Annotated in this window: 20 protein-coding genes; 13 read left to right on the forward strand and 7 right to left on the reverse strand. The window is 62.1% G+C overall.

Features of this window, described 5'->3' with window-relative positions:
- Window positions 1-62 precede the first annotated feature (62 nt).
- Window positions 63-1,310 (forward strand): GGDEF domain-containing protein, encoded by a 1,248-nt coding sequence (locus ACIIOY_RS18400; protein WP_411036126.1) that lies wholly within the window; start codon window positions 63-65, stop codon window positions 1,308-1,310.
- On the opposite strand, the gene ACIIOY_RS18405 is transcribed toward ACIIOY_RS18400, so the two are convergent.
- A complete protein-coding gene (locus tag ACIIOY_RS18405; protein WP_411036127.1) occupies window positions 1,307-1,768 on the reverse strand; it encodes an Lrp/AsnC family transcriptional regulator in 462 nt (153 codons plus the stop codon). The two genes, ACIIOY_RS18400 and ACIIOY_RS18405, sit on opposite strands and share 4 nt — an antisense overlap.
- A gap of 164 nt (window positions 1,769-1,932) precedes the next feature.
- Here ACIIOY_RS18405 and ald point away from each other — a divergent pair, with 164 nt between their 5' ends.
- Window positions 1,933-3,051, forward strand: a complete 1,119-nt coding sequence (ald, locus tag ACIIOY_RS18410) for an alanine dehydrogenase (protein WP_411036128.1) — start codon at window positions 1,933-1,935, stop codon at window positions 3,049-3,051.
- 192 nt (window positions 3,052-3,243) lie between these two features.
- On the opposite strand, the gene ACIIOY_RS18415 is transcribed toward ald, so the two are convergent.
- The 6 genes from ACIIOY_RS18415 to ACIIOY_RS18440 all read right to left on the reverse strand — a co-directional run bounded on the left by ACIIOY_RS18415 (window position 3,244) and on the right by ACIIOY_RS18440 (window position 8,545).
- The gene (locus ACIIOY_RS18415; RefSeq protein ID WP_411036129.1) at window positions 3,244-3,804 is read right to left on the reverse strand and encodes an OmpA family protein; all 561 of its coding nucleotides are present in this window, start codon (window positions 3,802-3,804) and stop codon (window positions 3,244-3,246) included.
- Between the two features lie 89 nt (window positions 3,805-3,893).
- Window positions 3,894-4,493, reverse strand: a complete 600-nt coding sequence (locus ACIIOY_RS18420) for a GNAT family N-acetyltransferase (RefSeq protein ID WP_411036130.1) — start codon at window positions 4,491-4,493, stop codon at window positions 3,894-3,896.
- Between the two features lie 3 nt (window positions 4,494-4,496).
- Window positions 4,497-5,351, reverse strand: coding sequence for a 3-mercaptopyruvate sulfurtransferase (gene sseA, locus ACIIOY_RS18425; RefSeq protein WP_411036131.1), 855 nt, complete (start codon window positions 5,349-5,351; stop codon window positions 4,497-4,499).
- A gap of 13 nt (window positions 5,352-5,364) precedes the next feature.
- The gene (locus ACIIOY_RS18430; protein ID WP_411036132.1) at window positions 5,365-6,105 is read right to left on the reverse strand and encodes an alanyl-tRNA editing protein; all 741 of its coding nucleotides are present in this window, start codon (window positions 6,103-6,105) and stop codon (window positions 5,365-5,367) included.
- Window positions 6,106-6,110: 5 nt separating this feature from the next.
- Complete coding sequence (locus tag ACIIOY_RS18435) at window positions 6,111-7,151, reverse strand: cysteine synthase A (protein WP_411036133.1); 1,041 nt, start codon at window positions 7,149-7,151, stop codon at window positions 6,111-6,113.
- 128 nt (window positions 7,152-7,279) lie between these two features.
- Window positions 7,280-8,545, reverse strand: coding sequence for a class I SAM-dependent methyltransferase (locus ACIIOY_RS18440; RefSeq protein ID WP_411036134.1), 1,266 nt, complete (start codon window positions 8,543-8,545; stop codon window positions 7,280-7,282).
- A 224-nt stretch (window positions 8,546-8,769) separates the two neighbouring features.
- Here ACIIOY_RS18440 and ACIIOY_RS18445 point away from each other — a divergent pair, with 224 nt between their 5' ends.
- The 11 genes from ACIIOY_RS18445 (at window position 8,770) to ACIIOY_RS18495 (ending at window position 18,526) form a co-directional block, all read left to right on the forward strand.
- Entirely contained in the window at window positions 8,770-8,982 is a 213-nt protein-coding gene (locus ACIIOY_RS18445) for a hypothetical protein (RefSeq protein WP_411036135.1), read from the forward strand.
- A 70-nt stretch (window positions 8,983-9,052) separates the two neighbouring features.
- Complete coding sequence (locus ACIIOY_RS18450; protein WP_411036136.1) at window positions 9,053-9,244, forward strand: hypothetical protein; 192 nt, start codon at window positions 9,053-9,055, stop codon at window positions 9,242-9,244.
- A gap of 239 nt (window positions 9,245-9,483) precedes the next feature.
- On the forward strand, window positions 9,484-10,656 hold the full coding sequence (locus ACIIOY_RS18455) for a tyrosine-type recombinase/integrase (RefSeq protein WP_411036137.1): 1,173 nt from the start codon (window positions 9,484-9,486) through the stop codon (window positions 10,654-10,656).
- 269 nt (window positions 10,657-10,925) lie between these two features.
- Window positions 10,926-11,135, forward strand: a complete 210-nt coding sequence (locus ACIIOY_RS18460) for a helix-turn-helix transcriptional regulator (RefSeq protein ID WP_411036138.1) — start codon at window positions 10,926-10,928, stop codon at window positions 11,133-11,135.
- Entirely contained in the window at window positions 11,132-11,317 is a 186-nt protein-coding gene (locus ACIIOY_RS18465; protein ID WP_411036139.1) for a hypothetical protein, read from the forward strand. The genes ACIIOY_RS18460 and ACIIOY_RS18465 overlap by 4 nt, the downstream gene beginning before the upstream one ends.
- On the forward strand, window positions 11,314-11,502 hold the full coding sequence (locus ACIIOY_RS18470; protein ID WP_411036140.1) for a hypothetical protein: 189 nt from the start codon (window positions 11,314-11,316) through the stop codon (window positions 11,500-11,502). Before ACIIOY_RS18465 ends, ACIIOY_RS18470 begins: the two co-directional genes overlap by 4 nt.
- A 103-nt stretch (window positions 11,503-11,605) precedes the next feature.
- A complete protein-coding gene (locus ACIIOY_RS18475) occupies window positions 11,606-12,052 on the forward strand; it encodes a hypothetical protein (RefSeq protein WP_411036141.1) in 447 nt (148 codons plus the stop codon).
- Window positions 12,053-12,289: 237 nt separating this feature from the next.
- Window positions 12,290-14,350 (forward strand): AAA family ATPase, encoded by a 2,061-nt coding sequence (locus tag ACIIOY_RS18480; RefSeq protein WP_411036142.1) that lies wholly within the window; start codon window positions 12,290-12,292, stop codon window positions 14,348-14,350.
- A gap of 221 nt (window positions 14,351-14,571) precedes the next feature.
- Window positions 14,572-14,997: a hypothetical protein gene (locus ACIIOY_RS18485; RefSeq protein ID WP_411036143.1), complete on the forward strand. Its 426-nt coding sequence runs from the start codon at window positions 14,572-14,574 to the stop codon at window positions 14,995-14,997.
- A gap of 213 nt (window positions 14,998-15,210) precedes the next feature.
- On the forward strand, window positions 15,211-16,353 hold the full coding sequence (locus tag ACIIOY_RS18490; protein ID WP_411036144.1) for a hypothetical protein: 1,143 nt from the start codon (window positions 15,211-15,213) through the stop codon (window positions 16,351-16,353).
- Between the two features lie 700 nt (window positions 16,354-17,053).
- Entirely contained in the window at window positions 17,054-18,526 is a 1,473-nt protein-coding gene (locus tag ACIIOY_RS18495) for a P-loop ATPase, Sll1717 family (RefSeq protein WP_411036145.1), read from the forward strand.
- Window positions 18,527-18,537 lie beyond the last annotated feature (11 nt).

The raw sequence follows: 18,537 nt of genomic DNA on the forward strand, positions 1-18,537 counted from the left end.
ACTTGGCGCGACTCTCCCGGCATCGTCGGATGGCGGACAGTCGATGAATCTGCGGGCCGCCCATGGGTATTGAAAATCTGATCCTGCTTCTCATCGAGGCCGGGTTTTATTTCGTCTTCATGGTGGGCATCCTGCACCTGCGCCATCAGATCGGCATCGGCGTTTTCGTCGCCGCGCTCGGCGTGATGCACTTCCTGGAAACCTATCTGGCGGCCGTCTTCTATATCGAGCTGCCGTTCGGCGTGATCTCGCCGGGCTCGTCCGTGCTCTTTTCCGGCAAGCTGATGATGATCCTCCTTCTTTATGTGAAGGAGGATGCGGCGGTGGTCCGCGCGCCGATCTACGGCCTGCTCGCCGGCAATTTCCTGACGGTGGGCCTCAGCCTCTTCCTGCGCCATCACCAGACCATCGGGGTGGTGCCCGGCCGCATCGCCGACCTTGCCTTCATCGACGAGATGGGCTGGCTGATGCTCTGGGGCACGATGCTGCTCTATGTGGATTCGCTCGCCATCATCCTGCTCTACGAGCGTCTCGGGCGGGTCATCAGGAAGAGCACGGCGATGCGCTTCTTCGTGTCCGGCGTCGTGGTCCTCACCTTCGACCAGATCGGCTTCTTCGCCGCGCTGCATATCCTCAACGGCGCGCCGGTCGAGGTGTTCTGGGGCGGGTGGATCGCCAAGATGATGGCGGCCTGCGCCTATGCGGTGCTGATCACGGTCTACCTGTACTATTCTCGCATCTCGGCCATTCCCGTCTCGCCGCGGCCGATCTCGGACATCTTCGCCGACCTCACCTTCCGCGAGCGCTACGAGGACCTGCTCGACCGCTCCGGCCGCGATGCGCTCACCGGCGTCTACGACCGCAGCCGGCTGGAATTCGAGGCGCCGCGCGTGCTCTCCGCCATGCTGGCGGAAGGCAGGCCGATGGCGCTGATGATCATCGACGCCGATCATTTCAAGGAGGTCAACGACCGCTTCGGCCATCTTGCCGGCGACGGCGTGCTGAAGGACACCGCCGCCTGCCTGCAGCGGGCGCTGCGCGGTTCCGACCGCATCTTCCGCTTCGGCGGCGAGGAGTTCGTGGTGATCTGCGAGGACATCGTGCCGGAAGTCGGCGCCGAGCGGGCGGAGGCGCTGCGGCGCACCGTGGAGGCGGAAATCCGCCGGCCGGACGGCGTGCCGGTGACGGTCAGCATCGGCGTCGCCAACAGTTATCACGACGGCACGACGCTGAACGCGCTGCTCTCGGCCGCCGACGCGCGCCTCTATGCGGCCAAGAACGCCGGCCGCAACCGCGTGGTCGCACGCTAGATGCCGACGTTCGGACGGTCGATGACCTCGCGCAGCGCAAAGCTCGAATTGATCTTCACCACGTGGGGCAGGGCCGACAGCCAGTCGCGGTGGATGCGCTCGTAGTCCTCCAGGTCCTTGGCGGCGACGCGCAGGATATAGTCGTATTCGCCGGACATGAGATAGCAGACGAGCACGTTGGGACAGAGCTTCACGGCCGCCTCGAATTCGGCGAGGGTCTTGGCGAACTGGCCGGAGAGCGAGATGTGCACGATGGCGATCATCTTGTAGTCGAGCGCCTTCGGCGAGACGCGGGCGTGATAGCCGGTGATGACGCCGGATTTCTCCAGGATGTCGAGGCGGCGCGAGCAGGCCGACGGCGACAGGCCGACGCGCTCGGCAAGCTCGGCGTTCGAGATCCGGCCGCTCTGCTGAACCGTTTTCAGAATCGCAGTATCGATTGCATCGAGGTGCGGCATTCGAATTTCCTTCGGAATTCCTGATTATTTTCGAAGATTATTCGACAGGCGCCGCTTTCGCAAACCGGCTTTGCAAGGACATTGCACGCATCCTCTGGTTCCATTGTGTTCCCGCCGAAAGCGGCGGCAAGAGAAACGGGAACATCACTGGGAAAGGAACGCGCATGCGTGTCGGTTGTCCGAAGGAAATCAAGAATCATGAATATCGGGTGGGTCTGACGCCCGGTGCCGTGCGCGAATATGTGGCCCACGGCCACGAGGTTCTCGTCGAGACCAAGGCCGGCGCCGGCATCGGCGCGGACGACGACGCCTACCGCGCCGCCGGCGCGAAGATCGTTCCCACCGCCGCAGACGTCTTCCGCAAGGCCGACATGGTGGTGAAGGTCAAGGAGCCGCAGCCCTCCGAATGGGCGCAGCTCCGCGACGGACAGATTCTCTACACATATCTTCATCTTGCGCCCGATCCGGAACAGACCAAGGGCCTGCTCGCCTCCGGCGTCACGGCCGTTGCCTACGAGACGGTGACGGACGAGCGCGGCGGCCTGCCGCTGCTCGCGCCGATGTCCGAGGTCGCCGGCCGCCTTTCCATCCAGGCGGGCGCGACGGCGCTGCAGAAGGCCAATGGCGGACGCGGCATCCTGCTCGGCGGCGTGCCGGGCGTGCTGCCGGCCAAGGTGGCGATCATCGGCGGCGGCGTCGTCGGCCTGCACGCGGCGAAGATGGCCGCCGGCCTCGGCGCGGACGTGTCGATCCTCGACCGCTCGATCCCGCGCCTTCGCCAGCTCGACGACATTTTCGGCGGCCGCATCCACACCCGCTATTCGACGATCGACGCGCTGGAGGAGGAGGTCTTCTCCGCCGACCTCGTCATCGGCGCCGTGCTGATCCCCGGAGCCGCCGCGCCGAAGCTGGTCACCCGCGAGATGCTCTCGGGCATGAAGAAGGGCGCGGTCGTCGTCGACGTCGCCATCGACCAGGGCGGCTGCTTCGAGACCTCGCATGCGACCACCCATTCCGACCCGACCTACGAGGTCGACGGCGTGGTGCACTATTGCGTCGCCAACATGCCGGGCGCCGTGCCGGTCACCTCGGCCCATGCGCTCAACAACGCGACGCTGCATTACGGCCTGCAGCTTGCCGACAAGGGCCTCAAGGCCATCGCCGAGGACCGGCACCTGCGCGCCGGCCTCAACGTGCACAAGGGCCGGGTGACGAACCGCCCGGTGGCGGAAGCGCTGGGCTACGAGGCCTATGCGCCGGAGGCGGTGCTGAACGTTGCGTGATGGCAGTGGGGTGAAATGCCCCTCATCCCGCTGCCGCGACCTTCTCCCCGCAAGCGGGGAGAAGGAATTTGTCGAACCGTCTTTCCACGATTGCGACCTTGATGACGGAGCGGGACAGTACCACGCGTCCCTTCTCCCCGCTTGCGGGGGGAAGGTGCCGGCAGGCGGATGAGGGGCGGCGCTCCGCCTTGCTCAGCGCACGAACTCGTCGATGCGACGCAGGGTGACGCGGCGGTTGCGCCATTCCTCGTTCTGGGTCGGCACGAGCAGGTATTCCTCGCCGTAGCCGACGGTCTCCAGCGCGCGGGAGGGGATGCCGAACTCCTGCACCAGAACCCATTTCAGCGATTCGGCGCGGCGTTCGGAGAGGACCTGGTTGGACGAGGCCGAGCCGACGGCGTCCGTATGGCCCTCGATCAGGAAGACGGCGCGGCGACGGCGGCTGAGGATGCGCTCCATGGCGCGGGCGATCTGGCGCACCTTGCGATATTCCGAACGCGGGATCTCGGCCGAGGCGAAGGCGAAGTTGATCGACTGGATGTCGATCGACGGCGCGGCGCGGCGCAGGTCCGCCCGGCGCTTGAACTCGCGCACCGTCACGCGCTCGCTGTCGCGCATGCGCCGGGAAGGCGCGGCGTCGAGGCGGCGCAGGATCATCTCTTCCGACGGCGTTTCCTGCGCGAAGGCGAGGCCGGAAAGGGCCGGGGCGGCAAGGGTGGCGGCAAGCGCGGTCAGGAAGGCGCGGCGTTGCATGGCGGGGTCTCCTTATCGGTTGATCGTCTTTCGGCCGGAAACTGCCACGGATGATCTGAAGGAAACATGAACCGGCCGTTGGGCACCGTTCAGGGTGTCTGACGCCGCTCGGGCGGCATCAGACAGTCGCGCTTGGCGAGCGCCAGCAGCTCCGCGTCCGACAGCGGAACAAGCTCGGCATCCTGCGTCCCGACAGGCGAGAAGCCGAACATCTGGTAGAGCTGGAGCGCGCGCGGATGGTCGAGGTTGTTGGTGGTGACGGTCACGCGCTTCGGCCCGAGCGCCCACGCGGCATAGAGCGTCTGGAGCAGGAACCACTTGCCGATGCCGAGCCCCAGCGCCCGCTCGAACAGGCCGAAATGGGAAAGCTCGACCGTCTCCCCGTCGACCTGCAACAGCTCGAAGAAGCCGGCCGGCGCGCCGTTGACGTAGAGCACGGTCACGCTGTTGCGCTTGTCGTGCAGCGTCGCCGCCAGCGTCTCGTCGTCCATGCGCAGCCGGTCGACCCAATGCCAGCGGCTGCCGACCTGCCGGTAGAGGAAACGGTAGAAGGCGAGCGGGATGTCCGGCGCGTTGAGGATGGCGGTGTGCACGTTGACCGGCACCGGCAGGCTCTGCTTGGGCGGCGCCGTCATTTCGAGCGAGGTGATGTGCACCGCGATGGGCGCCGACTGGACCTTCCTGGCCATGGCTCAGTCCTTCCCGGTGACGACGGGCGTGTCGTCGCGGCCGCCCCATTCCGACCAGGAGCCGTCGTAGAGCGTGTTGTCCTCGTGGCCGAGCGAATGGAGGGCGAGCGTTATGATCGCCGCGGTGACGCCCGAGCCGCAGCTCGTGACGACGGGCTTCGACAGGTCGATGCCCGACTCCTCGAAATGCCTGCGCAGGCTCGCGAGGTCCTTGAACCTGCCGCCCTCGGAGAAGCTGCCGGAGGGCATGTTCTTCGCACCCGGCATGTGGCCGGAGCGCATGCCGGCGCGCGGCTCGGCCTCCTCGCCGGTGAAGCGCCCGGCGCCGCGCGCGTCGGCGATCTGCTTCGAGCCGGTCGTCACGATGCCGCGCATCTCCTCGAAGGAGGTGACGGCATAGGGGTTGAAATTGGTGTGGAAGACGGCGGGGGCGGGCTCCGGCAGGTCGGTTTCGAGCGGCCGCCCCTCCTTCTTCCAGCCGTCGATGCCGCCGTCCATGACGAAGACGTTCCTCGCGCCCATGGTGCGGAACAGCCACCAGACCCGCGGCGCGGTGAAGATGCCGGGCCCGTCGTAGACGACGATCGTGTCCGTATCCGAGATGCCGAGCTTGCCGACTTCGGCGGCGAAGAATTCGGGCGAGGGGATGGTGTGCGGCAGGCCGCTCGTATGGTCGGCGATCACGTCCTGGTCGAAGAACACGGCGCCGGGAATGTGGCCGCCGGCATATTCGGCCGCGCCGTTGCGGTTCTGCGCGGGCAGATACCAGGAGGCGTCGACGATGCGGAATTGCGGCGCCCCGAGCTGCTTTTCCACCCAATCCGCCGAGACGACGAATTTGCTCTTTTCACTGGACATGCGATTCTCCCTGTCAGGCCTCGGAGCCCGGCGCCCCGAAACGGATGCGGAACCGGCGGTTCTCCTTGCCCTTCTTCTCGATCTTGGCGATGTGGATGGCGCCGACCTCCTGCGTCTCGGAGACGTGCGTGCCGCCGCACGGCTGGCTGTCGACGGACGAATCCTTGCCGATGCACACGAGGCTGACGCGGCCGAGGCCCATCGGCGGGCGCACGTTCTTCGATTTCACGATGCCGGGATTGGCGGCCAGCTCCTCGTCGGTGATCCACTGCACGAAGACGGGGTGATTCTCCTCGACGAGCTTCATCAGCTTCGCCGTCACCTCGTCCTTGTCGATAGTCTCCGTCATGTCGAAGTCGACGCGGCTGTCCTCCTCGCCGACGGCCGCGCCGGTGATGGGAAAGGGGCAGACGACGGAGAGCAGGTGGCAGGCGGTGTGCATGCGCATCAGCCTGTAGCGGCGCGCCCAGTCGATATGGGCGACGACCGTCTCGCCGACGATCGGCTGGGTCTCGCCGTCGAGCGGCCGGTGGATGATGACGTCCTTGGTCTCGCCCGTCACGGCCGGGCCGAGCGCGATGCGGCTGCCGTCGGCGCGCTCCAGGAAGCCGGTATCGCCCGGCTGGCCGCCGGAGGTCGCGTAGAAGCAGGTCTGGTCGAGCTCGATGCCGCCGTCCTCGTGCACCGCCGTCACCACCGCCTCGTTTGTCGAAAGATAGAAATCGTCGCGAAAGAGGGCAGTGGTGGCGGGCATGGGACCTATTCGACCGGCTGATAGGGGACCTTGATCCCCGATTTCGCCGTCAGCCATGCCGGAACGGGCAGGCCCTTCGAATCGAGGAAGTCCGGGTTGAAGAGCTTCGACTGGTAGCGGTTAGCATAGTCGCAGAGGATCGTCACGATCGTGTGGCCGGGACCGAGGTCCCTGGCGAGCCGGATCGCGCCCGCGATGTTGATGCCGGAGGAGCCACCGACGGCGATGCCTTCGTTCTCGATGAGGTCGAAGACCAGCGGAACGGCCTCCGAATCCGGGATCTGGTAGGAATAGTCCGGCGTGAAGCCTGCAAGGTTCGCGGTGATGCGGCCCTGGCCGATGCCCTCGGTGATCGAGCTGCCCTCCGCCTTGAGCTCGCCGTGCGCATAGTAGTTGTAGAGCGCGGCCCCTTCCGGGTCGGCGATCCCGATCTTGACGTTCGGGTTCTTCGAGCGCAGGCCCGCCGCGACGCCGGCGAGCGTGCCGCCCGAGCCGACGGCGCAGATGAAGCCGTCCACCTTGCCTTCCGTGTCGCGCCAGATCTCCGGCGCGGTCGTCTCGATATGGGCGTCGCGGTTGGCGACGTTGTCGAACTGGTTGGCCCAGATCGCGCCGTTCGGCTCGCTCTTCGCCAATTGCTCGGCAAGGCGGCCGGAGAGCTTCACGTAGTTGTTCGGGTTCTTGTAGGGAGCGGCGGGAACCTCGACCAGCTCGGCGCCGAGGCTGCGGATCGCGTCCTTCTTCTCCTGGCTCTGGGTTTCCGGGATGACGATCACGGCGCGGTAGCCGAGCGCCTTGGCGACGAGCGCGAGGCCGATGCCGGTATTGCCGGCCGTGCCTTCCACGATGACGCCGCCGGGCCTGAGCTCGCCCGCCGCCTCGGCCTTGCGGATGATCGAAAGGGCCGCGCGGTCCTTCACCGACTGGCCGGGGTTGAGGAATTCCGCCTTGCCGAGGATCTCGCAGCCCGTCGCCTCCGAGGGGCCCTTGAGCCGGATCAGCGGCGTGTTGCCGATTGCATCCAGAACGGACGGAAGAATTGCCATGGGATCCGAGCCTCGCGCGTTATGTGCCTAGATTAGGAAGCGTCTTTTCGGCCGGCAAGCGCCGCTTGGCAAGAAATCGTGTTCCTGCACACATGGCTTCCAGAGGGATTTTTTCCACTGCGCTTCCATCAGGCGAGGGGGCGTGTGTAGACCACCTGCCGGACGTCGATGTTCCGCGCCCTGAAGCCCGCCTCGCAGTAGTAGAAATAGAACTCCCAGAGCTTGCGGAAGCGCTCGTCGAAGCCGAGCGGCACGATGCGCTCCCACGCCGCCCAGAAGCGATGGCGCCATTCGGCGAGCGTGCGGGCATAATCATGGCCGAAACCGATGTCCGAGGTTGTCGAGAGCCCGAACTGGCGGCCGAGCGCGGAGAGGTGCTCGCGCGTCGGCAGCATGCCGCCGGGAAAGACGTATTTCTGGATGAAATCCGGGTTCGCGCGGTATTCGGCATAGGCTTCCTGCAGGATGGTGATGATCTGCAGGCCGGCGCGCCCGCCCGGTTTCAGGCACTCGCTGAGCTTGGAGAAATAGGCCGGCCAGTATTTTTCGCCGACCGCTTCGAACATCTCGATGGAGACGATGCGGTCGTAGGTGCCGGTCTCGTCGCGATAGTCCTGGAATTTCAGCTCCACGCGGTCGGCAAGGCCGGCCTTCGCCATGCGCTCGCGCGCGAACGCGAGCTGCTCGCGGCTGATCGTCAGGCCGGTGACCCTGCAGCCGATCTCGCTCGCGGCGAATTCGGCAAAGCCGCCCCAGCCGCAGCCGATCTCCAGCACATGATCGTTCGGTCCGATGCCCGTCGCCTCGGCGAGCGCCCGGTATTTCGCGACTTGGGCGGAGGTGAGGTCGTTGGCCCCGCGCGAATAGAGCGCGGAGGAATAGGTCATCGTCGGATCGAGCCATTGGGAATAGAACTCGTTGCCGAGATCGTAATGGGCGGCGATGTTGCGCCTCGAGCCGCGGCGGGTATTGGCGTTCAGCCAGTGGCGCACCTTCTCGACGAAGAGGAAGAGGCCGCGCGGGCCGTTCGTATAGTTGCGGCCGACATGGCTGTTGATGAGGAAGAGCTCCAGGAAGGCGCCGGCATCCGGGCTTTCCCAGTCCCCATCCATGTAGCTCTCGGCGACGCCGATCGTCCCGTCGCTCACGGCGCGGTGCACGAGGTTCCAGTTGTGCAGCTTCACGACGGCGTGCGGGCCGGGCGTCTTGCCGGCGATCACGAAAGTTTGTCCCCCCGGTATCGTCATGGCGAGCGCGCCGGATTCGAGGCCGACGAGCCCGCGCAGCACCATCTGGGCGCGGAACGGCAGGCCCTTCGTGCGCTCCGCGAAATTGTCCGCGGTCAGCGCATCGCGGTGGGAGAATGCCGTTTGCGAAATCGTTTCAGTCGTCATCGATTGCCCCTCTGCCAACCCGACGTAAGGGAAGGCTAGCGTCAATGCCGGCAAAGGCCAAGACGTGAATCGTGACGGAATGGGTCACAAAGGTGCGGGACGCGCCGTCGTAAAACGGCCGGGTTTTAACGAGCTGTTAGCAAACGTGGTTAATTTTGCGTCTATCCGGCGTGCGGCGGGAACGGAAATCCCCGTTCGCTCGTTTGGGCGGAAGATGGAGGACCATGATGATTTTCGGATTTTTTCAGGCGAACCCGGCCGATCAGGACGACGACATCGCCACCGGCACCTATGCGGACGGCGTGATCGGCATGATGCCGGACGATCCTTCGCCCCGTCCGCGCGAGCGCGGCCAGGCGTTCCGCCGCACGGCGCACGACCGGGACTACGGCGCGGCCCGCAATGCCGGCCAACTGGGCGCCGGCATGGTGCCCTGAGAGAGGGAAGCGCCGGGGAACAATGGCCCGTCCGGCGCATTTCTCCTCCGCCAGCACGGAGGAGCCTGCCATGACCCGTCATCTCGACAATCGCCAGTTCGGCCCCCGCCAGACGCGCCATGTTCTCGACGTCATCGAACATTGCCGCAAGAACGGGCTGGACAAGGCGGAGGAACGCAAGCTCCTTCTTCTCCTCGGCCGTTTCGCCAGCCGTCACGAGATCGAGATGAACGTGAAGCGCCCGCCCCAGAACACGCGATAGCGGGCCTGCGGGTTCTTTCACGGTGCATGGGTCTGAAAAGCAGAAGGGCCGCGCTCTACCAGCGCAGCCCTTCGAAAAACTGGCTCCCCGGGCCGGAAAAATGATAGCAACTTTTGCGACTATAGCATTCGCTCTAAGTCGCTAAATATACGTGGTAATTCAATCTTCTTGTCTATGCTAACCATATCGTCTATCTCTAGCAACACACCCGAAAGTGGGGGTAATTGCGGGGAAGAAAAATGGGGAGCCATACCAGGAACGTTTTGACCGTAAAAGCCATAGCAGCGAGCAAGTCGCCAAAGCTTCGCGACGGCGGCGGCCTATGGTTAGTGTCAAAAGGCACGTCTCGCTACTGGATCCTCGACTTTACCTTCAGAGGCAAGCGTCGGCAAATGGGCCTCGGTTCGTATCCTGATACGTCCTTAGCGAAGGCTAGGGACCGGGCGGCCGAAGCTCGCCAGATGGTTCGGGACGGCGTCGATCCAATTGAGCAGCGAAGAGCAGAGAATGCTCCCCCGCGAGATGTGATGACTTTCGGAAGGTACGCCGATTTCTACATCGACGAAGCTGTCCGGGTAGGGCGATGGCGCGGCGCGAAGACTGAGGCGCGCTGGCGCAACATGATAGAGAACCATGCCGCCAATCTCCGCGACAAGCCCATTGCCGACATTGCCGTCGATCACGTCCTCGCGGCGATTCGGCCACTATGGGGCTCGAAGCAGGAGACGGCTGAAAAGCTCCGGGAGGCGATCGAGCGTGTGCTCGATTCGGCGAAGGTTGAAGGGCACCGGAGTGGTGAGAACCCGGCCGTATGGAAGGGCAATCTCGAGCACGTTCTGCACAAACCTGATGCGCTGACTAGCAAGCGGCACCACGCATCCATGCCCCATGAAGACGTACCGGGCTTTATGAAGAACCTGGCCGAGGTGGCCGGTGTTGGGGCGAGGGCACTTGAATTCGCGATTCTAACCGCAGTTCGAAGCGGCGAGGTGAGGGGTGCACTGTGGTCGGAGATCGATCTCCAGAAGAAGATATGGTCCATTCCAGCGGCGCGGACCAAACCCGGAAAGCCTCATCGTGTGCCCCTCTCTGACAAGGCACTCGCACTGCTGAAGACGGTTCCGCGTTTCGCTGACAACGACCTAGTTTTTCCGGGCGTCCGGGACAAGAAGCCTCTCTCCGACATGAGTCTCGGCAAAGCATTGAAGGCTGCAGGCGGGGAGGGGGTCACGGTCCATGGGTTCCGTTCGTCGTTTCGTGATTGGGCGACCGAGGTGGCTCATGCGCCGCGCGAGATTGCTGAGGCGGCACTTGCTCACGCGGTCGGCGACGCGGTGGAGCGATCTTATGCGCGATCCGATGCTCTGGAGCGGAGGAGGGCGCTGATGCAGGAATGGGCCAATTATATTTAGTTGACCATATTGACAAATTTGTAAAATGGTCCTATAAAGAGTATGTTCGAATTTCTGTGGTGGATTCGAGCGTGCGGGGTGGTGCCCGCTTGATACCGTAAGGTATCCCCCAGCCGCGGCTCTGCCGCCCGTGCGCCCCGGTGAGGCGCGGCGTCTAGGACGTCGGTCAACCCTAACCCGGCCTTCCGGCCGGCCCACCGAACCTTCTCGATTTTAACCTGATTGAGCCGACGCCCGGATTCCGTTCCGCGCTCGGGAGAGGAGACACCATGAATCCCGCCAACGACAACATGCCCACACTCGTAAGCTTGAACGACGCCTGCCGAATGACCAGCATGAGCCGATCCATGTTGAATCGCTATCGTTCAGAAGGCCGCTTTCCGATTGCCGTCGACCTGGGCGACCGCCGCGTTGCATTCGTCCGCTCCGAGGTGGCCGAATGGATACAGGCAAAAATCTCGGCGAGGGCAGCAGCATGAGCGCTGAACTGAAACAGGCGGAAGCAGCGCTCGACGCATTCGAGGCCAAACTCCTTGCCGATATTGGCCTGGATCCAGACGATGGTCCGATTGACGCCTATCTGAACGAGGCTGATTTCACCACGTTGCACCGGCTCGACAAACTGCGGGACAGGGTTTCGCTTTTGAGGGCCGCAGCATGAGCGACCAGTCCACCGCCTTCGCTTCGTTCCTGATCGCGGAATACCGCGATATCCCGGAACGGCATCGAGCGTCCGTTATCCGTGATCGGTTTCCGTCTATCACGCACGAGCAGTTCATGCGCGGCTTCTCCATCGCGGAGGAAATCGCAGTCGACGACGCGCGTGAGGGGCTTCTAGTCACCTAAACCTTGACGGTTTTCGCCGTCAATAGGTTAATGAATTCAGCGTCAGCTTAGCATCCACATCATCACCATCGAACGGACCGGCCTCGCGCCGGGAGGAGGAACTTTGCGTCTAATTACTACCGAGGAAGGCCTGAACATCAATCCTGCGCACGTCGTGCAGTTCACCACATTGCGGAACGGCCAAACAAAAATCCTGCTGTCGACGGGCGGAGAGCAATATGTGGATACGTGCAGTGACGACCTCCGCGACTTGTTCATCCCGGTCATCAAGGCCAATTCTGGGTTCGTTGCGGTGTTTGTCGACCGCTTGAGCGACGGTACTTTTCACTACCGTCGCCGCTCAGTAATCGCATGGCAACTCCGCGCATCGGGCAATTACCCACTCTTCGAGGGCTACAATGAAGGTGCCGACGACTATGTAGTGATCATAGATCCCGCTGGCGGTGTCTACGATTCTGACCACAATCTGTTCGCCTCACTTGAGGACTGGCGGAAAGAGTACGAGGCGGAGCAAAACGAGATCGCTGCCCGCGGGGCCAGGGCTGCCTGATGGTTCACCCTTCAATCATTGCAGTCAGACCGGCGCCTCCTGGCGCTGGTCGGGCCATCGCGTTCGTCGATGTCCAACTCAATGGACTGCGGCTGTTCAATTTGAAGCTGGTCGATGGCCCCTCCGGGCGGCGGATTCATGCGCCCTCCGCGTACGGCTCGTCTGTTGCGACCCTCACGCCTGACCTCGCGGCTACACTGGTCCGCCTCTCATCTATTGCCCTTGGAGATATTCGCCGTGACAGCATCGAATCGAACGCAGCTTAGTTTTCTGACGCCACAGTATGTTGCCTCCCGCATCGGCGGGAAGGTCGTCCGCGGAAATCGCGTCGTCGCGCATGCCCCCGGCCACAAAAAAGGCGCTCCTGAAATCTCCATCACCGTCGACCCGTCCGCGCCTCGCGGCATCTTGGTGAATTGCTTCAGCGGCGAAGATTCAGTCGCCATCAAGGACTGGATATTACGACAGTGCGGCGAGCCCGATTTTGCCCCCGGCCAGCGGTCAGGCGAGCCGACCGCGCACATGGGTATCCTGAAATCCAAGGATACCCGGAAAGCATTCTATGACGGTCATCTAATCCGGCGCGGGTACGCCCTGAAAGCCGAATACGATTACGCGACACCGGATGGCGAGGTGCTATTCCAGGTGCTGCGCTATGAGCACGGCACCGAATCCAAGACCTTCATGCAGCGTCAGCCAGATGGCAGCGGCGGCTGGCTTTCTGGACGGCCCGATCCGATCATATACCGATGGCCCGAAATCGCCTCAAGGCCGGGAGAGTCCGTGTATGTCGTTGAAGGCGAGAAAGACGCGGACAATCTGATCGCCGCTGGCTTGCTCGCCACAACAGCCCCGAACGGCTCATGGCCGCTCGACCTTTCGCCCCTGAGAGGTCGAACTGTCTATGTCATTCCCGACAACGATGCGCCCGGTGCGGAGAAGGCCGAAAAGGTGATCGCGCTTCTGCATAGCGTTGCAACGGTCAAGCGTGTCGAACTTCCTGGCCTACCAGACAAGGGTGATGTGACGGACTGGCTGGAGGCTGGGCACACTGCGGAGCAGCTGCAAGAACTTTGCCGGAGCGCACCACCCGTGCCGGCGAACGACAACAAACCCACGCGCGCTCTGTCAATCTTCGATTGGACGGCAGACAGGTTCGTCGGCGTCGCGCCTCCGGTCGAATACCTCGTCGAGGGCGTCATCCCGATGGGAGTCCCAGGAATGGTGTCCGCCGCTGGCGACACTGGCAAGTCGTACGCGTTGCTGGAACTGCATCGACGGATCGCGTTCGGCTCGACCAAGCTCGCTTCGCCTATCTTTGGCGGAAAGGTGGTCTCCGAGGGAACGTCGGTCATGATCACCAGCGAAGATGACGCCAATGAAGTCCACCGGCGCATCGCAGCCCTTGACGACAAGGAACAGCGCTACACCGCGGCTGGGAAGCGCATGATCATCGTCCCGTTACCGTCGGCAGGCGGGGCGCGCGCCTTTTGGCGAGAGGACCGAAAGAGTGGGCTTCTCGAAACAGACGACTTCAGAAGCATATGCGACCAACTTCTCAGTATCCCCGATCTTCGACTCGTCACCTTCGACCCGCTGGCTTCGTTTGCGCATCTTCCACTCAATGAAGATCCGACGGCTGGGCAGTTTGTGTGCTCGTCGCTCGCACGGCTCGCGTCCGAAACCAAAGCGACGGTGCTCGTGGCGCATCACATGAGGAAGAGTAAGACGCCCATCGAGACGCTGTCTGACGCTCGCGAGGCGATCCGCGGCAGCACCGCCTTGGTCGATGGTTTGCGGCTTGCGTATGCCATGTGGCCGGCGGATGAGGCGCGTGCGAAGCGGGTCTGCAAATCTTTAGGTATCGGTCACGAGCCCAATAAGATCGTCCTCGGCGGTGTGGTAAAGGCCAACGGCGCAGCGCGGCGCATGATGTCGATATACGCCAGAAACGAGACTGGTCTTCTGATTGACAGGAGCGCCGGTCTGGGTGCGGCGGCACCCGCGCAGGGCGATCTGCGCGCCGCGCTCGTAGTTTCGGTAGAGGCGGCTGCAGCAGCAGGCGCGCCTTTCACCAAAACAGGTGCGAGCGGACTCTTCGAATTGCGCGAGCGACTGCCGGAAGAGCTCAGGCGTCTTGGGAAAGCCAGGCTTGACGCACTAGCATCTGACGCACTTGAGCGGGGCGAGATCGTTCGGGCGGCAGCTCGTGGCGAGAAAACAGCCAAATGGTTGGACGTACCGACGGGCATGTTCGCAGCTGGGATTGGCACCTTTACCGCGGGAATGCCGCGCTGAATATCCGTTCCCAGAGAGCGTTGGGAACGTCCGTTCCCGTGGGAATGGGAACGCTAAATAATTGTTTCTGCTGAGTTTTCCGTTCCCGTTCCCAGCGTTCCCAAGAATTTTGGGAACGGCTAAGTTATTGAAAACAAAGCCGTTCCCACGTTCCCAGGCTTTTCCCTTCTTTCAGAAGGGGAGGCGTCTGGGAACGCCATCCCCGAAATGAAGGAGGAAATATGACCTATTGCGATGACGAGATGGCCGGGGCTTCGTTCAAGGACCACCTCCGTAACATTCCCCACACCCCTGCTGAAACCGACACCACTCGCTACCTACGCGCCTTTGACCGCATGTTGGGAGAGGCACCGCCCACCGCATACCTCTACGAAGAGTGGATCGCAGAAGCAGCCAGGGACGCCATTAGATTCGTTGCCGACGACGCATTTCGCCGCGGGTTTGAATCTTGCCACGGGAACGTGGTGATACCGCTGCGGAAAAGCACCATAGCCATCGGCTACGCCGAAGCCGGACTGCGACAGTACGGGGAACGTGTCCGCAACGGGATCGCTATGCGTTTCGAGGATGGCCCCGGTGTGCCGACGCAACTCAGCGTCGCCATCGAAGAGATGGCTCTGCCTCCAACTCAGGGGCTTCTCAAATGATCTGGTTAGCCAAGGAACTCCGGCTCACGCGAACGCAGGCTGACTACCTTCGCCGAGGTAATAGCTCTGTCCACGAAAGAGTGAACGACCGCACCGAACTAATCTTATCATCCCGGAAGATGCTCGCCTGGAAAAGAGATCGATCTGGCGAGTGGTATCTCGGGCGTTCACCCAAAGGCGACGCCGCACTTGCGAAATTTGAGGAAAAAAATGATGGAACGCACTGCCATTGAACACCGCGCCGCCGTGGAAGCTTGGCGAGAAACGGCGCCCAGGAACGACAGCGAGATTTTCGGACGAAGGTTGAAGGCCGACAAGCCTAGGCATCGCGATCTTACTGAACTCTCGGCCTTGCTTGCCATGCGTAACCGTCCGATCGGTGTGGCGGAAGGCGTGCCAGGCGAGCCAGCACCAACCGTATCCTCGAACTGGCGCACGATACCCGCGAACGACAATCGTGCGCCGGAGGAGGGCTTCGACAGGGAGGCGGCGGTTGAATATGTGCCGTCAATCGACGCGATCGAAACTGCAATGGCAAAGGTCAGGATGGTGTATCGTGCGGCGCCGATGATGCTAGCAGGTGGTCGACATGAGGTGCGCCGAGCCAGCAGGGAAATAGAAGCGATACCGGTCGACGGTGATGTCGAATTCGGCACCCACATCGATGACGAAGGCAAGGCCCACCGCGTGACCGTCGGTATTGGGAAGCTGCGGTTCAGCGATGGGACGCAGACAGAGCGCGGCCACAGGCTCATCATGGACAAGGTTGTTGAGGCTGACATAAGGATGCCCGTCGGGGCAATGCTGGGGTGCCGCGAGAAGGCGACGCGTGAGAAGGGAGCGGAGACAGACGTCTCATCAACCAACGCGCACTATCGATGGATGGTCCCCGGCAGGGTTGCCACAACCCCAAAACTGCGACCCAAAAAAGGTGAACGCCTTGCTTTCTCACACGAGGAAACGAAGCGAATGCTCGCCGATGCATACGCGAACACAGCGGTCATGCCGGAGATCAAGCGATATCCTGACGGTTTCCCGGCCAGCCCAACCAACCTCCGGCAGCTTTTTATCGGCGGGAGGAAAGGAAAAAATGGCGAGAGCGGATCACAAGCTTGGCAGGACATCTACACGGAGAAGGAAAACCGTGACCAGTTCCAACGTGGGCTCGACGCGATGGCAGACGAGCACGTTCGACTTCTGACGGAAGCGATGAGTGCGAAAAGTCTCGGTGAGCTCGGCGTTGCGCGTGGTTTCAAGGGGCGGCACGCCATCGACGCCGGTCGTCGCTTACTCGTGGCCGCCAACGACAACTTCGAGGCAGCGATGGAACTCGCTAAGTGCGCTGCAGAGGGTTGAGGGAAGTTTTCCGCACCTCAAACCCCTATGAGGTGAAGGGGTGTCGCAACTACGTTGCGCGCCCCGCACCTTTCCGGGCGCACCAATGTTTGCGACGGAGGCTCGGCCAGCGATGAGCCGGGCCTAACTCTTCGAAGATGGGCGCTGGGCCGGTAAGTTACCCAGGATTCTTCGAACTACACAGCAAGGCAGGACTTTGTACACCCTGAGAAGGTTGGGGTTCGTACCTGGCCGTTCCTTGCTTTACGAAGATGCTGCGGCACTGGTGACAGTGTTCGTCTGGGCTATCAGCCGCAGTGCAAGCGCGGACGCCACTCGACTGATGCACGTTGACTTGCGCGTGTGTCCATCTTCGTAGACCAGAGCGCGTAATCCGGTCATGGGTCGCTCCCATGGCGCAGTTCAGCCTGTGACGTCTGGCCGCTCGCTATTTTTGCATTGCTGCGCGCGCCTCCTCTCGCTGCGCGGCGATCGTGCGGCTGGTTGAGCGGCGGCTAGATAAGCCGCGTCTTGCTCCCAGCCGCTTTTGTTATCGTGTACCGGGTCTAAACCGGGCCGTTTGTCACTGGGCGAGCGAGCGCGAGGTGAAGGGCTCTCATCTGTGATGGCTGCGGTCAGCAGGTCATTCCCTACCTCGAAACACGATATAGTTGCATCGGCGACGGATTGGTCGTAGGAACTCCCAAGACCTGGGAGACGTATGACCGTGCAGAAACCGCTATCAGAACTAAATTCCTTCGGCGATGTGGCGGCCGAGGACGACGCTGTCTTGGAGTACTTTCTTTCGACAAATGCTGTTGAGAGCATCGAACAAGGCAAGGTCTTCCTTGTTTTGGGCCGAAAAGGGACTGGCAAGACCGCTTTGGTACGGTATTTTTCTGAGGGGAGCGCCGCAACAACTTCGCGCCCTCTTAGTCTGCGTGGTTATCCGTGGAGCATACACGCTCAGCGGATAGACTATGGCGCGTCCGAGATCGAAGCTTATGTCTCGTCTTGGCGCTATCTTATAGCCGTTGAGCTCGCATCTCTTCTCCTTACTCTTCCCGGAAGCAGCCGAACCTACAAGACTGAGGTTTTGTCGAAATTTCTCGAAGAAAACTACGGCGGCCCAAACCCCGATCTGAGCAAAATCCTGCAGCCAAAGAGGATTACGCTCTCGAAGCTGTCGTTTACGCCTGCGATTATGGGTAATCAGCTCGGCGGGGTAGAGTTGGAGAGGAAAAAAGGCGACCATAACTTTGGTCTTGAGTTGAATGCGCTATCTCAATCGATAATGACCGCGATTATCGATGCGGCGAAAGCTATGGGCGTCAAAAGCCTGAGCCTGCACTTTGATGAACTCGATCAGGGATTGGATCGCCTAAACGATGAGCGCCGCCACATGCTGGTAGGGTTAGTCCTAGCCGCCCGTGAAGTGCGCCGGGAAAGCATCGGAGAAGGGCTGGCTGTCAACCCCGTGGTCTATTTGCGGTCTGATCTATGGGACGAGATGAATTTCTCGGACAAGAACAAAATTAGCCAGTCCCTGACGCTGCACTTGAACTGGAAGAGCCATGAACTCCTGAACCTTATAAATGAGAGGCTTCGAGCGAAGCTAGGCGCCGGCGCGACATGGGACACCGTGAGCGCTCCTGAACTCATGCGTGGCTCTCAAACGAAGTGGAACCACGTGCTAGCGAGGACCTTCGATCGTCCTCGGGACGTCATCCAGTTTCTCAACATTGCGTTGGCTGAAGCTAAGCGTCGAGATGCTGTGGACACCATCATCAAGAACGAGGATATCGTCGCGTCAAGAGATGCGTACTCGTCATACTTGAAAAGTGAACTTGACGATGAGGTAGGACCGCATTGGCCACAGTGGGTGGAGGCTCTCGGCGCATGCTCCAACATAAGCACCCTCACGTTCGAGCGTGAGGCATTCAAGGATCAGTATGGGAAGCGCAAGTCACCCAATAACCCAGTAGATGGGGACCTTGCATTGGAGTTAATGCATAGGTTTTCGATCGTTGGGTATGAAACTCGAAGCGGCTACGGCGGCAGCGCTTGGTCGTTCAGGTACAGCGACCCATCCGCTGGATGGGACAACTCGGCCTCAAAATTCAAGGTGCACTTGGGGCTGAAGGAATACGCCAAGTTGAGGGAAACTCGGCTCGCATCATCACAGCAGGGGTAATCTCTGCTCAG

It is taken from the genome of Shinella agrisoli, from assembly GCF_046557955.1.
Taxonomy (GTDB): Bacteria; Pseudomonadota; Alphaproteobacteria; order Rhizobiales; family Rhizobiaceae; genus Shinella.

Excerpts from the sequence above, each read along its gene's own strand:
- ACIIOY_RS18430 (WP_411036132.1), bottom strand. The coding sequence starts at position 6,105 with ATGCCCGCCACCACTGCCCTCTTTCGCGACGATTTCTATCTTTCGACA.
- ACIIOY_RS18450 (WP_411036136.1), top strand. The coding sequence starts at position 9,053 with ATGACCCGTCATCTCGACAATCGCCAGTTCGGCCCCCGCCAGACGCGC.
- ACIIOY_RS18400 (WP_411036126.1), top strand. The coding sequence starts at position 63 with ATGGGTATTGAAAATCTGATCCTGCTTCTCATCGAGGCCGGGTTTTAT.
- ACIIOY_RS18420 (WP_411036130.1), bottom strand. The coding sequence starts at position 4,493 with ATGGCCAGGAAGGTCCAGTCGGCGCCCATCGCGGTGCACATCACCTCG.
- ACIIOY_RS18485 (WP_411036143.1), top strand. The coding sequence starts at position 14,572 with ATGACCTATTGCGATGACGAGATGGCCGGGGCTTCGTTCAAGGACCAC.
- ACIIOY_RS18405 (WP_411036127.1), bottom strand. The coding sequence starts at position 1,768 with ATGCCGCACCTCGATGCAATCGATACTGCGATTCTGAAAACGGTTCAG.
- ACIIOY_RS18460 (WP_411036138.1), top strand. The coding sequence starts at position 10,926 with ATGAATCCCGCCAACGACAACATGCCCACACTCGTAAGCTTGAACGAC.
- ACIIOY_RS18490 (WP_411036144.1), top strand. The coding sequence starts at position 15,211 with ATGGAACGCACTGCCATTGAACACCGCGCCGCCGTGGAAGCTTGGCGA.
- ACIIOY_RS18435 (WP_411036133.1), bottom strand. The coding sequence starts at position 7,151 with ATGGCAATTCTTCCGTCCGTTCTGGATGCAATCGGCAACACGCCGCTG.
- ACIIOY_RS18465 (WP_411036139.1), top strand. The coding sequence starts at position 11,132 with ATGAGCGCTGAACTGAAACAGGCGGAAGCAGCGCTCGACGCATTCGAG.
- ACIIOY_RS18470 (WP_411036140.1), top strand. The coding sequence starts at position 11,314 with ATGAGCGACCAGTCCACCGCCTTCGCTTCGTTCCTGATCGCGGAATAC.
- ACIIOY_RS18415 (WP_411036129.1), bottom strand. The coding sequence starts at position 3,804 with ATGCAACGCCGCGCCTTCCTGACCGCGCTTGCCGCCACCCTTGCCGCC.
- ACIIOY_RS18440 (WP_411036134.1), bottom strand. The coding sequence starts at position 8,545 with ATGACGACTGAAACGATTTCGCAAACGGCATTCTCCCACCGCGATGCG.
- ACIIOY_RS18455 (WP_411036137.1), top strand. The coding sequence starts at position 9,484 with ATGGGGAGCCATACCAGGAACGTTTTGACCGTAAAAGCCATAGCAGCG.
- ald (WP_411036128.1), top strand. The coding sequence starts at position 1,933 with ATGCGTGTCGGTTGTCCGAAGGAAATCAAGAATCATGAATATCGGGTG.
- sseA (WP_411036131.1), bottom strand. The coding sequence starts at position 5,351 with ATGTCCAGTGAAAAGAGCAAATTCGTCGTCTCGGCGGATTGGGTGGAA.
- ACIIOY_RS18495 (WP_411036145.1), top strand. The coding sequence starts at position 17,054 with ATGACCGTGCAGAAACCGCTATCAGAACTAAATTCCTTCGGCGATGTG.
- ACIIOY_RS18445 (WP_411036135.1), top strand. The coding sequence starts at position 8,770 with ATGATGATTTTCGGATTTTTTCAGGCGAACCCGGCCGATCAGGACGAC.